This is a genomic window from Streptomyces sp. NPDC050315 (genome assembly GCF_040655775.1).
Lineage (GTDB): Bacteria > Actinomycetota > Actinomycetes > Streptomycetales > Streptomycetaceae > Streptomyces.
In genome coordinates this window covers 339,383-353,379 of sequence record NZ_JBFAKN010000002.1, presented here as the reverse complement: position 1 = coordinate 353,379, position 13,997 = coordinate 339,383, and the positions used below count along the sequence as shown (strand labels likewise).

At 73.1% G+C, this 13,997-nt stretch carries 14 protein-coding genes; 11 read left to right on the top strand and 3 right to left on the bottom strand.

The window, feature by feature from the left end; genetic code table 11:
- Nucleotides 1-144: 144 nt before the first annotated feature.
- The 6 genes from AB0I82_RS08595 (at nt 145) to AB0I82_RS08570 (ending at nt 5,271) form a co-directional block, all read left to right on the top strand.
- On the top strand, nt 145-906 hold the full coding sequence (locus AB0I82_RS08595; protein WP_363256388.1) for a metallophosphoesterase: 762 nt from the start codon (nt 145-147) through the stop codon (nt 904-906).
- 188 nt (nt 907-1,094) lie between these two features.
- Nucleotides 1,095-1,568: an SRPBCC family protein gene (locus tag AB0I82_RS08590; protein ID WP_363256387.1), complete on the top strand. Its 474-nt coding sequence runs from the start codon at nt 1,095-1,097 to the stop codon at nt 1,566-1,568.
- A 2-nt stretch (nt 1,569-1,570) separates the two neighbouring features.
- Nucleotides 1,571-2,785: an ArsA-related P-loop ATPase gene (locus tag AB0I82_RS08585; protein WP_363256385.1), complete on the top strand. Its 1,215-nt coding sequence runs from the start codon at nt 1,571-1,573 to the stop codon at nt 2,783-2,785.
- A gap of 99 nt (nt 2,786-2,884) precedes the next feature.
- Nucleotides 2,885-3,397 carry a DUF5304 domain-containing protein gene (locus AB0I82_RS08580; RefSeq protein ID WP_363256384.1) on the top strand — a complete coding sequence of 171 codons (513 nt, stop codon included), beginning with the start codon at nt 2,885-2,887 and terminating at the stop codon, nt 3,395-3,397.
- Nucleotides 3,398-3,545: 148 nt separating this feature from the next.
- On the top strand, nt 3,546-4,487 hold the full coding sequence (locus AB0I82_RS08575) for an ROK family glucokinase (RefSeq protein ID WP_030256655.1): 942 nt from the start codon (nt 3,546-3,548) through the stop codon (nt 4,485-4,487).
- A 4-nt stretch (nt 4,488-4,491) separates the two neighbouring features.
- Nucleotides 4,492-5,271 (top strand): endonuclease/exonuclease/phosphatase family protein, encoded by a 780-nt coding sequence (locus AB0I82_RS08570; RefSeq protein ID WP_363256383.1) that lies wholly within the window; start codon nt 4,492-4,494, stop codon nt 5,269-5,271.
- Between the two features lie 56 nt (nt 5,272-5,327).
- Here the strand turns inward: AB0I82_RS08570 and AB0I82_RS08565 are convergent, their stop codons facing one another.
- Nucleotides 5,328-6,041 carry a hypothetical protein gene (locus AB0I82_RS08565; RefSeq protein ID WP_363256381.1) on the bottom strand — a complete coding sequence of 238 codons (714 nt, stop codon included), beginning with the start codon at nt 6,039-6,041 and terminating at the stop codon, nt 5,328-5,330.
- Nucleotides 6,028-6,813, bottom strand: coding sequence for an alpha/beta fold hydrolase (locus tag AB0I82_RS08560; protein WP_363256380.1), 786 nt, complete (start codon nt 6,811-6,813; stop codon nt 6,028-6,030). The genes AB0I82_RS08565 and AB0I82_RS08560 overlap by 14 nt, the downstream gene beginning before the upstream one ends.
- 247 nt (nt 6,814-7,060) lie before the next feature.
- On the opposite strand from AB0I82_RS08560, the gene AB0I82_RS08555 reads away from it, so the two are divergent.
- The 5 genes from AB0I82_RS08555 to AB0I82_RS08535 all read left to right on the top strand — a co-directional run bounded on the left by AB0I82_RS08555 (nt 7,061) and on the right by AB0I82_RS08535 (nt 12,104).
- Nucleotides 7,061-7,786, top strand: a complete 726-nt coding sequence (locus tag AB0I82_RS08555) for a lysophospholipid acyltransferase family protein (protein ID WP_363256910.1) — start codon at nt 7,061-7,063, stop codon at nt 7,784-7,786.
- A gap of 137 nt (nt 7,787-7,923) precedes the next feature.
- The gene (locus AB0I82_RS08550; RefSeq protein WP_363256909.1) at nt 7,924-9,180 is read left to right on the top strand and encodes a DUF5931 domain-containing protein; all 1,257 of its coding nucleotides are present in this window, start codon (nt 7,924-7,926) and stop codon (nt 9,178-9,180) included.
- A complete protein-coding gene (locus tag AB0I82_RS08545; protein WP_223733714.1) occupies nt 9,177-9,848 on the top strand; it encodes a response regulator transcription factor in 672 nt (223 codons plus the stop codon). The genes AB0I82_RS08550 and AB0I82_RS08545 overlap by 4 nt, the downstream gene beginning before the upstream one ends.
- Nucleotides 9,849-10,005: 157 nt before the next feature.
- Complete coding sequence (locus AB0I82_RS08540) at nt 10,006-11,034, top strand: 6-phosphofructokinase (protein ID WP_363256379.1); 1,029 nt, start codon at nt 10,006-10,008, stop codon at nt 11,032-11,034.
- A gap of 83 nt (nt 11,035-11,117) precedes the next feature.
- Nucleotides 11,118-12,104, top strand: coding sequence for an NAD(P)-dependent oxidoreductase (locus tag AB0I82_RS08535; RefSeq protein WP_363256378.1), 987 nt, complete (start codon nt 11,118-11,120; stop codon nt 12,102-12,104).
- On the opposite strand, the gene AB0I82_RS08530 is transcribed toward AB0I82_RS08535, so the two are convergent.
- A complete protein-coding gene (locus tag AB0I82_RS08530) occupies nt 12,070-13,926 on the bottom strand; it encodes an anthranilate synthase family protein (protein ID WP_363256377.1) in 1,857 nt (618 codons plus the stop codon). The genes AB0I82_RS08535 and AB0I82_RS08530 overlap by 35 nt on opposite strands.
- Nucleotides 13,927-13,997 lie beyond the last annotated feature (71 nt).

Genomic DNA, 13,997 nt, shown 5'->3' with positions numbered 1-13,997 from the left:
TAGGGGGTCCCGCCCAGATGTTTTATGCGTCACACACATCCGGACGGCTCCCGCGAAGCGTAGTCGAGTTTCTCGGTGACTCGAAAGTAACCGCAGGTAGGCGCGGTCTCCCGGGGCCCGGCCACGGGGCTTAATCTGAGCCGTATGCGCGTACATGTGGTCAGTGACGTACATGGCAACAGCCGGGACCTCGCCACCGCCGGCGACGGGGCCGACGCCCTGATCTGCCTCGGCGACCTGGTCCTCTTCCTGGACTACGCCGACCACTCGCGCGGCATCTTCCCCGACCTCTTCGGCACCGAGAACGCCGACCGCCTGGTCGAACTGCGCACCGCCCGCCGCTTCGAGGAGGCGCGCGAGCTGGGCCGCCGGCTGTGGGCGGGGCGGGACCGGGACGCCGCCATCGAGGGCGCGGTACGCAAGCAGTACGCCGAAATGTTCGCCGCGTTCCCCACTCCTACGTACGCCACCTACGGCAATGTCGATCTGCCCCGTCTTTGGCCGGAGTTCGCCGGTCCCGGCACCACCGTCCTGGACGGCCAGCGGGTGGAAATCGGCGGCCGGGTCTTCGGTTTCGTCGGCGGTGGCCTGCGGACCGCGATGAACACGCCCTTCGAGATCAGCGACGAGGAGTACGCCGCGAAGATCGAGGCGGTCGGCGAGGTGGACGTGCTGTGCACCCACATCCCGCCCGACGTCCCCGACCTCTGCTACGACACCGTCGCCCGCCGCTTCGAGCGCGGCAGCCGCGCCCTCCTCGATGCCATCCGGCGCACCCGCCCGCGCTACTCGCTCTTCGGCCACGTTCACCAGCCGCTGTCCCGGCGGATGCGGATCGGCCGGACGGAGTGCATCAATGTCGGGCATTTCAATGCGACCGGGACGCCGTTCGCGCTGGAGTGGTGACCCGCGGGACCCGTGGACACCCGTGCCGTACCGGGCCGCGCCCGCCGACCGCGGGTCGGGGCCGCCCCCGCCGCGCGGTAGCCTTCAGCAGCAGGGTCGGACACGGTCGTCCGCACCGTCCGGACACGGGCCCACGAGTCGGCGCACCGGCACGAATCGGCATGGATCGGCATGGAGGAGTCACGGCGATGGCCGAACACACCAGCTCTAGCATCACGATCGAGGCGGCACCCGCCGATGTGATGGGAGTGATCGCCGACTTCGACCGCTATCCGGAATGGACCGGTGAGGTCAAGGAGGCCGAGGTACTGGAGAAGGACGACCAGGGCCGCGCCAAGCAGGTCCGGCTCGTGCTGGACGCCGGCGCCATCAAGGACGACCACACCCTCGCCTACACCTGGACCGGCGAGCACGAGGTCAGCTGGTCGCTCGTCAAGTCCCAGATGCTGCGCGCGCTGGACGGCTCGTACCGGCTCGCGCCCGCCGCGGGCGGCAAGCACACCGAGGTCACCTACCAGCTCACCGTCGACGTCAAGATCCCGATGCTCGGCATGATCAAGCGCAAGGCCGAGAAGGTCATCATCGACCGCGCGCTGGCCGGCCTGAAGAAGCGCGTCGAGAGCGGCGCCCCGGGCTCCTCCGACGAGGCCGCGAGCAGCTGAGCGTGCGTACGGTCCTCGTCACCGGTCCCGGCGGCGCGGGCCGCACCACTGTCGCTGCCGCCACCGCCCTCGCGGCGGCCCGGCGGCAGCAGCGCGTCCTCTTCCTCACCCTGGAGAGCGGCGTCCCCGAGGCGGCCCTCGGCACGCCGCTGACCGGCGAGCCCACCGAGGCCGCCCCCGGCCTGTGGGCGGCCCGCGTCGACACCGCCGACCACTTCCGCCGCGAGTTCCTGGCCTTCCAGGAGCGTGCGGAGGCCGCGCTCGACCTGCTGGGCGCCACGCCGCTGGACGAGGACGAGCTCACTGAACTCCCCGGCGCGGAGATCTTCGCGCTGCTGCACGCGCTGCGCGCCGCGCACGAGGCCGGCGCCTGGGACCTGGTCGTCGTCGATCTGCCGCCCGCCGACCGGGCCGTCCGCCTGCTCGCCCTGCCCGAGCAGGCCCGCCGGGGCCTGCGCCGGCTGCTGCCCGCCGAACGCCAGGCGGCCCGCGCGCTGCGCCCGGTACTCGCCCAGCTCGCCGGGGTGCCGATGCCCGCGCAGAAGGTGTACGAGACCGCCGCGCGCTGGGAGCACGAACTCGCCGCCGTGCAGGCGGTCATCGAGGACCCGGGCACCAGCGTGCGGCTGGTCGTCGAGCCGGGCCCGGCCGGCGCCGCCGACCTGCGCACCGCCCGCGCGGGCCTCGCCCTCTTCGGGCACCGGCTGGACGCCGTGCTCGCCAACCGGGTGCTGCCCACCGGCTCCGCCGACCCGTTCCTGGCCGGGCTCTCCGGCCAGCAGCAGGCCGCCCTGAAGGAGCTGCGGGAGGAGTTCGCCGGGGTGCCGGTGCACGAGGTACGGCACCTGGGCCGCGACCCGCAGGGCCTCGATGAGCTGGCCGAGCTGCTCGACGGGCCGGCCGGGGAGACCGGCGAGGCGGGCGCGAGTGGCGCCGCCGACCTCACCGGGACCGTGGAGGACCGCCTCGCCGAGGACGGGCTGCTGGTCTGGCGGCTGCCGCTGCCCGGCGCGGTCCGTGACGGCCTCGGCCTGGTCCGCCGCGGCGACGAACTGATCATCACGGTCGGCCCGTTCCGGCGCATCCGTACGCTCCCCTCCGCGCTGCGCCGCTGCACCGTCTCCGGCGCCGGGCTGCGGGACGGCGCGCTGCACGTCCGCTTCAGCCCCGACCCCGACCTGTGGCCCCGGGAGCGCGGCGGGCCGGACGGCCGATGAACGAACGGTGCAGGTCCCGGGCGCGAGGCCACTGAGTACCGCCATTCCGGTACCGTCGGAAGCACCCGCACTCCGTCGTACCGCCGCCAGGAGCCCGTCATGACCGATGACACCGAGCGCCCCGCCGACAACCCGCACGGGACGGACGACAAGGCCTGGGAACAGGCATGCGCCGAGGATCTGGCGGCGGAGCGGGCCCGCCGCCGCGCCGAGTACGGCCAGCAGCCGGGCAGCGCCGCCGAGGAGCTGCGCAAGCTCGCCGAGGCCGTCACCGACAAGCTCGCCGGCATCCAGCTGCCCGGCGCGGGCGGCCTGGCCGCGAAGGGCGCGGTCGACCACCTCCTCCGGCAGGCCAAGGCCGCCGTCGAGCCGGTCATCGAGCGCAACCCCGACGTCTTCGACCACCTCGCGGCGGCCGGCTCCGAGCTGCTCGCCGCGTACCGCTCCGCCGTCGAGGCGGGGGAGCGGCGCTGGACCCGGGGCGCCGCCGACGGCCGGGACGCCACGGCGCGCGGCCCGCGGGCGGAGGACGCGGAGCGCCCCGGCGGCGGACCGCGCGACGACGACGGCCCGGCGGGCGCGGGCGGCAGCGAGCGCATCGACCTCGACTGAACGGAGCGACCTCGACCGAGCGGAGCGGCCTCGACCGGCGGTCCGGAGCAAGTCGGGTGTCCGGCTGGTGATCCATTGGCCTCCGGTGGGGCCCCGGCTCCGGTACGGTTGTCCGTTGGCGGGGTTCGACCGGAAAACTGAGGGACACATGGGACTCACCATCGGCGTCGACATCGGCGGCACGAAGATCGCGGCCGGCGTGGTCGACGAAGAGGGCACGATCCTCGAGACGTGCAAGGTGCCGACCCCGCCGACCGCCGCGGAGCTGACCGAGGCCATCGCCGACGCGGTCCGCACCGTCGGTGCCGACCACCAGGTCGAGGCCGTCGGCATCGGCGCCGCGGGATACGTCGACGAGAAGCGCGCCACGGTGCTCTTCGCCCCGAACATCAACTGGCGTCACGAGCCGCTCAAGGACAATGTCGAGCAGCGCGTCGGCCTCCCCGTCGTAGTGGAGAACGACGCGAACGCCGCGGCCTGGGGCGAGTACAAGTTCGGCGCCGGCCAGGGCCACAGCGACGTCATCTGCATCACGCTCGGCACGGGCCTCGGCGGCGGCATCATCATCGGCAACAAGCTGCGCCGCGGCCGCTTCGGCGTCGCGGCCGAGTTCGGCCACATCCGGGTCGTGCCCGACGGCCTGCTCTGCGGCTGCGGCAGCCAGGGCTGCTGGGAGCAGTACGCCTCCGGGCGCGCGCTCCTGCGGTACGCCAAGCAGCGCGCCTTCGCGACCCCGGAGAACGCCAAGGTCCTGCTGAGCCTGGGCGACGGCACCTCCGAGGGCATCGAGGGCCGGCACATCAGCGAGGCCGCGCGCCAGGGCGACGCGGTCGCCATCGACTCCTTCCGCGAGCTGGCCCGCTGGGCCGGCGCGGGCCTGGCCGACCTCGCCTCGCTCTTCGACCCCTCCGCCTTCATCGTCGGCGGCGGAGTCTCGGACGAGGGCGAACTGGTCCTGGACCCGATCCGCAAGTCCTTCCGCCGCTGGCTGGTCGGCAACCAGTGGCGCCCGCACGCCCAGGTCCTCGCCGCCCAGCTCGGCGGCAAGGCGGGTCTGGTGGGCGCTGCCGACCTGGCGCGCCAGGGCTGACGCGGTGGTGGCCGAGCGCCCGGAGACCGCGGCCGGGTTCCCGCAGTCCGCGACCGAGTCCGACGGCTCCGCCGTCATCCGGGTGCTCAGCTACAACATCCGCTCGATGCGTGACGACCGGGCGGCGCTCGCCAGGGTCATCCGGGCCTGCGCCCCCGACGTCGCGCTCATCCAGGAGGCGCCGCGTTTCTTCCGCTGGCGGAAGGCCGCGGCGGCCCTGGCCCGGGGGTCGGAGCTGGTGTACGCCACGGGCGGCGCGACCGCCTGCGGCCCGATGATCCTCACCTCGCTCCGCGCCCACGTGGAGCGCGCCGAGGACGTCCTGCTGCCGAAGACCCCCGGCCTGCACCGGCGCGGCTTCGCGACCGCGGTGCTGCGCATCGGGGGAGCGCGGCTCGGCGTGCTCAGCGCGCATCTGAGCCTGAGCGCGGCGGAGCGGTACGAGCAGGCGGGACTGCTCCTGGAGCGGCTCGCCCTGCTGGACGCGCCGCACGCGGTGGCCGGCGGCGACATCAACGACCGGCCCAAGGGCCGCAGCTTCCGGCGCCTGGCCGGGTCCCTGACGGACGCCTGGCAGGCCGCGCCGTGGGGCGGCGAGTACACCTCCACACCGCACGACCCGCACCAGCGCATCGACGGCGTCTTCACGACCTCGGGCGTGGAGGTCCTGGCATGCGGCGTACCGATCGACCTCCCGGGCGTAACGGAAGCCGACCTGCTGGCGGCCTCCGACCACCTGCCGGTCCTGGCGGCACTACGGGTGCCGACACAGATCGCCCCGTAAGGGGCGCTCCAGGGGCGCGGGGAACTGCGCGCCCAGCCACGACGGCGCGTCAGCCGTCAGACAACCGCACCGCCTCCGGGCCGGGGATCGTCGTCATCATCATCGGTCTTCATCCGAGCAAACAGCGTCGCAAAGCCCCCCAAGAACCCACCGATCCCCAACGTGGTGATCCACCACGTAACCGGCACCTGCAGAATCATCACCACGACAAGCAGCAACGGCCCGCCCAGCACCGCGATCCACGCGAACTTCGTCGTCACATCGGCCTGCGGCAGCGGCGGCGGCTCGGGCGGCGTGAAGTGTCCCTCGTCGTCCTCGTCGGCACCGTTGTCCTTGTCACCGTCGTCGGCGGACTCGTCGGTCGACCAGTCGCGCGGCCCGGCGCCCGGCCCGACACCCGGCGCGTACACGATGAAGCTGCCGGGCCGGTCACCCGACGCGTCGCCGGGCCGGTCGGCGGGACCGCTCCCCGGCCGGTCGGCGGGCGGCGCGTCGCCCGCCGCCTCCCCGGAACCCGGCTGCGACTCCGGTTCGGGCTGCGGCTCCGGGCTCTTCTCCAGGCCCAGCCCTTTCTCCCAGTTCTCCAGGCCCTTCTCCAGGTCCAGATCCGTCACCGGGCGCTCCGGATCCCCGGCCTCCGGCCGCACCGAGACGGGCGCGGACGGCCGGTCCTCCGGCGCGGGAAAGGCCGGCTCCTCCCCGTAGGAGGCCACGATCTCTGCCCAGGCGGCGTCCTCGTCCAGAGGATCGCGCGGGTCACGCTCCCCCACTGGTGGTCGTCCCCTCCCCCTTCACGGCCGGTGCGAGGCGGGCGATGAAGTCGTAGGTGTCCTCGAAGATCTGCTCGGCGTCGTGGTCCAGGGTGGCGACGTGATAGCTGCGCTCCAGCAGCTTCTGCCGCAGGTCCTTGGACGAGACCCGGCTCATGATGCGCTCGGAGTCGGCCGGCGGCACCACATGGTCCTGCGGGCTGGTCATCACCAGCAGCGGCTGGGTGACCTGCGGCAGCTCGGCGTCCACCAGGCGGAAGAACTGCCGTACGGAGTGCGCGGCGTGCAGCGGCACCCGGTCGTAGCCGGTCTCCATCGCGTTCGCCTGGCAGATGTCGCTGGTCAGGCCCTTGGTCGTACGGACGAGATGGCGCAGCACCGGCAGCAGCGGGGCCGCCGCGTCGTGCACCTTGTTCGCCGGGTTCACCAGGGCCAGGCCGCTGATCGCGTCGCCGTGCCGGGCGGCCAGCCGCAGCGACAGCGCGCCGCCCATGGACAGGCCGCAGACGAAGACCTGGTCGCAGCGGGCGGTCAGCGCGCGCAGCTCGCGGTCCACCTCCGCGTACCAGTCCTGCCAGGTGGTGACCTGCAGGTCCTGCCAGCGGGTGCCGTGTCCGGGCAACAGAGGCAGCGAGACGGTGAGGCCGCGGGCCGCGAGGTACTCGGCCCAGGGGCGGACGGACTGCGGGGAGCCGGTGAAGCCGTGACAGACGAGGACGCCGACCCGACCGCCTTCATGGCGGAACGGCTCGGCCCCGGGGAGAAGCGGCACCGGAGGACTCCGTTCGGTAAATCGGTAAAGGGGAAGCGTGCGTGATCGAGAGGAGGAAGCGCGCCAACCTGCGGCGAAAGCTGGTAACTGCAGGGTACGCAAAGCCCAGCCGCCCGGATAGGTCCGCAGGGAAGGGTGTGCCGTGCGGGGTGCGGCCCCGGCGCCACGCACGGTGAGGAGGCGGGCCGCCGCGCGGGTTAAGGTCTTTGCGACGGACCAAGAAGGAGTGGCGTTGATCTACGGCGCAATGAAGTTTTCCATCGGCAACTCGCTGAAGCTGGCGTTCCGCCCCTGGGTAGAGGGCCTGGAGAACATCCCCGCCGAGGGGCCCGCGATCCTGGCCAGCAACCACCTGTCCTTCTCGGACTCCTTCTTCCTGCCCGCGGTGCTCGACCGGAAGGTCACCTTCATCGCCAAGGCCGAGTACTTCACCTCGCCCGGCGTCAAGGGCAAGCTGACCGCCGCGTTCTTCAAGGGCGTGGGCCAGCTGCCGGTGGACCGCTCCGGCGGGCGCGGCGCGGGCGAGGCGGCGATCAAGAGCGGCATCGAGGTGCTGGAGCGCGGCGAGCTGTTCGGGATCTACCCCGAGGGCACCCGCTCGCCCGACGGCCGGCTCTACCGTGGCAAGCCCGGCGGCCTGGCCCGGGTGACGCTGGCCACCGGCGCGCCGGTGATCCCTGTGGCGATGATCGACACGGAGAAGGTGCAGCCGCCCGGCAAGATCGTGCCGAAGATGATCCGGCCCGGCATCCGCATCGGCAAGCCGCTGGACTTCAGCCGGTACCACGGCATGGAGGGCGACCGCTTCATCCTGCGGTCGGTCACCGACGAGGTCATGTACGAGATCATGAAGCTGTCGGGCCAGGAGTACGTCGACATCTACGCGACCGCGGCCAAGCGGCAGCTCGCCGACGCCGCGAAGAAGCAGGCCGAGGCGGAGAAGGCGGCGAAGAAGTCCGGGTCCGGCGCTTAGCCGGCCGGCGAGGGGGTGGGCCAGAGATGACAGCGGAGGACCGGATACCGGCCGTGGCGGCGGGGCCGGCGAGCACGACGGCGGTGGAGGCGGCCGAGGGGGCCAAGGCGCGTACCCGTCAGCCGCGGGTGCTGCGGATGTCCGTCGAACTCCCGCTGTGGCGGGCGCTGACGGGGTACCGCGTGCTCACCCTGGTCTACGCCGTGGTGATCTTCTCCCTCAACTACACCGAGTACGCGCACCCGTTGGGCGGCGCCGCGTACATGGCGGCGCTCACGGTATGGATGGTGCTGACCTGGCGCTGCACCACCTCCGCCGAGCGGTGCAGCCGCCGCTTCCTCTTCGGTGACCTCGCGTTCGCGGTCACCGGCATCCTGCTCACCCCGCTCGTCGACACCCATGCGCGGATCGTGGGCGGCGCGCCCACGCTGCCGTCGATATGGACGGCGGGCGCCGCGCTGGGCTTCGCGATCAAGGGCGGCTGGCGTTGGGCGGCGGGCGCCTCCTCGGTGGTGGCGGTCGCCAACCTCGTGGAGCGCCAGGAGTTCGCCCGCGACACGGTCCACAACGTGCTGCTGGTGTGGGTCGCGAGCGTGGCGATCGGTTACGTCGTCGAGGTGGCCAGGGCCAGTGAGCGCACCCTCGCGCGCGCCCTGCAGATCGAGGCGGCCACCCGCGAGCGCGAGCGGCTGGCCCGCGACATCCACGACAGCGTGCTCCAGGTGCTGGCGATGGTGCAGCGGCGCGGCGCCGCGCTCGGCGGCGAGGCGGCGGAGCTGGGCCGGATGGCGGGCGAACAGGAGGTCGCGCTGCGCACGCTGGTCTCCAGCGGCCTGGTGCCCGCGAAGCGGCGGACGACGGCGCCGGACGCGGCGGGCACGGAAGGCACGGGCTACGAGGACGGCGAGGCGGCCGGGTCCTCGTACGGGGACAACTGCGTGCCCGAGGGGGAGGAGTTCTCGGACGAGCCGTGCGACGTGCGGGCGCTGCTCGCGCCGCACGCGGGCGCCGGGGTGACCTTCTCCGAGCCGGGCGCTCCGGTGCTGCTCCCGGCGTCCCGCGCGGCGGAGCTGGCCGCCGCTGTCAGTGCCGCACTGGACAATGTACGAGTGCACGCGGGGCCCGGCGCCCATGCGTGGATCCTGGTCGAGGACGAGCCGGAGGCGGTGCTGGTGACGGTGCGGGACGACGGCCCGGGCATCCCCGAGGGCCGGCTCGCCGACGCCGAGCGCGAGGGCCGGCTCGGGGTCGCGCTCTCCATCCGGGGGCGGCTGCGGGACCTCGGCGGCCGCGCCGAGTGGATCTCGGTCCACGGCCAGGGCACGGAGGTGGAGCTGATGGTTCCCAAGGGCGGCGCGCCCGAGGGCGGACGACGGGGTAAGGCAGGCGCATGAGCGAGCCGCAGGGCGTGAAGGTCATGGTGGTCGACGACCACCCGATGTGGCGGGACGCGGTGGCCAGGGACCTGGCCGAGGCCGGGTTCGACGTGGTCGCGACCGCGGGCGACGGGCCGCAGGCGGTCCGCAGGGCCCAGGCCGCCGGTCCCGACGTGCTGGTCCTGGACCTCAACCTCCCGGGTCTGCCCGGCGTCGAGGTCTGCCGCGAGCTGGTCGGCGCCAACCCCCGGCTGCGGGTCCTGGTGCTCTCCGCGAGCGGCGAGCACGCGGACGTGCTGGAGGCCGTGAAGTCCGGCGCGACGGGCTATCTGGTCAAGTCCGCCAGCACGGCGGAGCTGATCGAGGCGGTGCGCTCCACCGCCGTCGGCGACCCGGTGTTCACCCCGGGCCTGGCCGGGCTGGTGCTGGGGGAGTACCGCAGGCTGGCGAGCGACCCGGCCCCGGCCACCGAGGACGAGCCGGGCGCGCCGCGGCTCACCGACCGCGAGACCGAGGTGCTGCGGCTGGTCGCCAAGGGCCTCTCGTACAAGCAGATCGCCGAGCGCCTGGTCATCTCGCACCGCACGGTGCAGAACCACGTGCAGAACACCCTCGGCAAGCTCCAGCTGCACAATCGGGTCGAGCTGGTCCGGTACGCGATAGAGCGCGGGCTCGATACGCCCTGACGCCGCCGCCGTTTCGGGAAACGCTCGTACGAGTGAACGGCAATGCCCCAACGCCCCGGAAAATCACCGGAATCAGCCCCTCGTCCCTCTCCTGAGTGACCTGGATCACCATTAGCGTGACCCGCGTCGGTCCATCACGGGACGAAGGGAAGAAGCGATGCGGGTAGGAGTGCTTACCGGTGGCGGCGACTGCCCCGGTCTGAACGCCGTCATCCGGGCGGTGGTACGCAAGGGCACCCAGGAGTACGAGTACGACTTCGTGGGCTTCCGGGACGGCTGGCGCGGCCCGCTGGAGGGCGACACGGTCCCCCTGGACATCCCCGCGGTGCGCGGCATCCTGCCCCGCGGCGGCACGATCCTCGGGTCCTCGCGCACCAACCCCTTCAAGCAGGAGGAGGGCGTCCGCCGGATCAAGGAGAACCTCGCCAAGCACGAGGTCGACGCGCTGGTCACGATCGGCGGCGAGGACACCCTCGGCGTCGCCGCGCGGCTGTCGGCCGAGCACGGCGTGCCCTGCGTCGGCGTCCCCAAGACCATCGACAACGACCTCTCGGCCACCGACTACACCTTCGGCTTCGACACCGCCGTGGGCGTCGCCACCGAGGCCATCGACCGGCTGCACACCACCGCCGAGTCGCACATGCGGGTCCTGGTCGTGGAGGTCATGGGACGGCACGCGGGCTGGATCGCGCTCCACTCGGGCCTCGCGGGCGGCGCCAACGCCATCCTCATCCCCGAGCAGCGCTTCGACATCGACCAGGTCTGCGCCTGGGTCGAGTCCCGCTTCAAGGTGCGGTACGCGCCGATCGTGGTCGTCGCCGAGGGCGCCATGCCCAAGGACGGCCAGATGGTCCTGAAGGACGACTCCACCGACTCCTTCGGGCACGTCCGGCTCTCCGGCGTGGGGGAGTGGCTGGCCAAGGAGATCGAGCGGCGCACGGGCAAGGAGGCGCGCACGACGGTACTGGGCCACACCCAGCGCGGCGGCACGCCCAGCGCCTTCGACCGCTGGCTGGCCACCCGCTTCGGGCTGCACGCCATCGATGCCGTGCGCGACGGCGACTTCGGGAAGATGGTCGCGCTGCGCGGTACGGACATCGTGCGGGTGCCGCTCGCCGAGGCCACCGCGAAGCTGAAGACGGTCGACCCGAAGCTGTACTCCGAGGCCGGGGTCTTCTTCGGCTGACGCGACGCGCGCCGCCGGGCGGTGGGCCGTATATTCGGCCCATCGCCGCAAGCCGCCCGATACGGGGATCAGTGGGAGGAAGCGTGGAAATCCTGGCGTTCGGCGTGCAGGCCGATGAGCGGCCGCTGCTGGAGCGGGCCTTCGACGGCCACCACCAGATCCGCTGCCTCGACGTCCTCCTCAACCGCGACACCGCCCCCATCGCGGCCGGCTACGAGATCATCACGGTCGGCGTCGACGCCGATCTGAGCGCCGAGGTGCTCCAGGAACTGGCGGCCGGCGGCACGAAGATGATCGCCCAGCGCGCCACGGGCCACCGCACCATCGATCTGTGCGCGGCCGCCGACCTCGGACTGACCATCGGCCGGGTCGCCCGCTCCTCGCCGCACTCCGCCGCCGAGTTCGCCTGGTGCCTGGCGCTGGCCGTCGACCGCCGGCTGGTACGGGGCGCCCGCCGCACCCGCGACGCCGACCTCCGGCTCGACGGACTGATGGGCCGGGACCTGCACGGCCGCACCGCGGGCGTACTGGGCACCGGCCGGACCGGCGCCGCCTTCGCCCGGATCGCGCACGGCTTCGGGATGCGGCTGCTCGGCTGGGACGCCGTCGAGAACCCCGCCTGCACGGAGCTGGGCATGACGTACACCGGCAAGGAAGAGCTGCTCGCCGAGTCCGACCTGGTCTCCCTGCACGTACCGCTGGTGGAGAGCACCCGGCACCTCATCGACGCCGCGGCGCTCGCCGCGATGAAGGACGACGCGGTCCTGGTGAACACCGGCCGCGACGGCCTGGTGGACACCGCGGCGCTCGTCGCCACGCTCGCGGCCGGACGGCTGCGCGGTGTCGCCCTGGACGGAGTCCCGGACGACACCCTCGCCCGCCTGATGCCCTTCCCGAACGCGCTGCTCACCGCGGACCAGGCGTACTTCACCGAGGACGCGGTCGGCCAGGTCATCGACACCACGGTCCGCAACATCGAGGACTACCTGGCCGGCCGCGCCGGGGAGAACCTCCTGGTGACCCCCGAGGGGCGGCTCACACCAGAACGGCAGCCAGCAGCTGGGAGGTGAGGGCCGCGCCGTCCAGCGTCAGTACCGACTCGGGGTGGAACTGCACCCCGGCGAAGCCCGGCCCGCGCAGCGCGTGCACGTCCCCGGTCGCCGGGTCCCGGCTCAGCTCCACGCGGTGCATGGCCAGTTCGGCGACGGCCGCCTCGTCGCAGCGCGCGGTGAAGGTGTTGTAGAAGCCGACCGTCTCCTCGCGCCCGAAGAAGTCGATCCGCTCCTGCGCCCCCTGGAACGGCACGTCCTTGCGGGCGATCTCCAGCCCGAGCACCGCGGCGATCAGCTCGTGCCCCAGGCACACGCCCAGCAGCCCGTGCCGGTGCTCCCGCACCAGCTCGGCGGCGAGCGCGCGCAGCATCCGCATCTTCGGGTCGGCCGCGTCCGACGGGTTGCCCGGCCCCGGGCCCAGCACGATCGGCCCCTCGTGCGCGAGCGCCGCCTCCCGCAGCCCCGGCTCGTCGTACCGCCGTACCTCCACCGTCAGCCCCGAGGTGCGCAGCAGGTGCGCCAGCATCGCGGTGAAGGTGTCCTCGGCGTCGATCACCAGCGCGTGGCCGCTCAGCGCGGCGGTCGGCGCGGTGGTCTGCATCCGCAGCCAGAACGGCGCGAGACCGGCCCGGCGCGCGTCCAGCGCGGCCCGCACCCGCGGGTCGTCGGCCAGCCGCGGCGGCGCGGCGTCCGCGCGGCGGGCCGGTGCCTCCCGTACGCCCAGCGCGGTGAGCACGCCCGCGGCCTTGGCGTGCGTCTCGGCGACCTCGCTCGCCGGGTCCGAGCCGCGTACCAGCGTCGCCCCGACCGGCACCCGCAGCTTCCCGCCCGCGTCGATGTCCGCGGTGCGGATCAGGATCGGCGAGTCCAGGGTCTGCGCGCCGCCCGCGTCCCGGCCGATGAGCGCGAGCGCGCCCGCGTAGTACCCGCGCCCGCCCGGCTCGTACCGCTCGATGACCCGGCACGCGTTCTGCACGGGCGACCCGGTCACGGTCGCCGCGAACATCGTCTCCTTCAGTACCTCCCGCACGTCCAGCGACGACCGGCCGCGCAGCTCGTACTCGGTGTGCGCGAGGTGCGCCATCTCCTTCAGGCGCGGCCCGATCACCACGCCGCCCTTGTCGCCGACGGTGCACATCATCTTGAGCTCCTCGTCGACGACCATCGAGAGCTCCTCGATCTCCTTGCCGTCGGCGAGGAAGTCGAGCAGGTCCTCGGGGGTGGGGCCGCCGGCCGGGTAGCGGTAGGTCCCGCTGATCGGATTCATCACGGCCGTGCCGCCGCTCATCCGGACATGCACCTCCGGGCTCGCGCCGACCAGCGTCCGCTCCGGGGTGTGCACGACGAACGTCCAGTACGCGCCGCGCTCCGTGGCCAGCAGCCGACGGAACAGGGCCAGCGCGTCGGCCCGCCCGAAGTCCGGGATCTCGCCCTCGTACGTCCGCCGGATCACGAAGTTCGCGCCCTCGCCCTGGCCGATCTCCTGGTCCAGCACCCGCCCGACGATCCCGGCGTACTCCTCGTCGCTCACGTCGAAGCCGCCGCCCCGCACGTCCACCGAGTGGTCCGGGAGCTGCGCCAGCGCGTCGGCGAGCGGCAGCTCGTACCGCTCCTCGGGGACCAGCGCGACCAGCGGCGTGCCGTCGTCGCGCACGTCGAAGCCGCGCTCGCGGATCTGCCGGAACGGCACCAGGGCCAGGCCCTCGGGGAGGTCGGCGAGCCGGTCGTACGAGGCGACCGGGCCGATCAGTACTTCGACCGTGTCCTGGTCGTGGCCGGGGGTACGGCGGCGCAGCAGCGCAAAGGGCCGGTCATCGGCGAGCAGCTCGGGCAGGTGCATGGTCCTCGTCCTTCTCACACAGGGTCTGGGGAGAGGAACGGCCCGTAATACGCAGGAAGGCCGCCCCTCGG